The organism is Komagataeibacter kakiaceti JCM 25156, from assembly GCF_000613305.1.
Genome location: NZ_BAIO01000909.1, coordinates 1 through 545, shown reverse-complemented (window position 1 = coordinate 545; position 545 = coordinate 1). Strand labels below are relative to the sequence as shown.

1 protein-coding gene is annotated in these 545 nt (G+C 57.8%); it reads right to left on the bottom strand.

The window, feature by feature from the left end; translation table 11 throughout:
• Positions 1–173: 173 nt before the first annotated feature.
• Positions 174–545, bottom strand: a 372-nt coding sequence (locus tag JCM25156_RS19970) for an OB-fold nucleic acid binding domain-containing protein (protein ID WP_025814547.1), incomplete at its 5' end; no start/stop codon positions are given.

Genomic DNA, 545 nt, shown 5'->3' with positions numbered 1-545 from the left:
GAATACGTGTCTGAAAAGACAACAGAAAAGCCGTCCGTAAGGGCGGATTTTTTTGTGCCCGAAACGCGGCACAGGATGCGTATAGGATGCAGATGGAAGTGAAACTCCAGCGTAGGTTGCGCCTAAAACAGGCGATATCACGATGTCGTGAGATTTATCGGCGCCCTTATTGATCAGTGGAAATTGCGCGATCTGACGACGATACGCTCGCCGACGGAAGCGCTGGCATGGGGGCTCTCCGTAGAGGAGCGATTACCGACGTCGGCGAGCTGCCCGGAAAGGTCGGTGATCTCTTTTGCCACCAGATGCACAACGTCGCCTTCCTTCTGGAGCATGCCTGTCACCGCCAGCATCTGTCCGCCAAGCACGACGCGCCGGTTCGCATCGAACATATCCGGCCAGATGATGACGTTCATATTTGCCGTCTCGTCCTCCAGCGTCATGAACACCACGCCCTCGGCGGAGCCCGGTCGCTGCCGGACCAGAACCAGCCCTGCGACAGTCAGGCGCTTTCCATCCTTTGTCGCCAGTGCCTGCCGACAGGA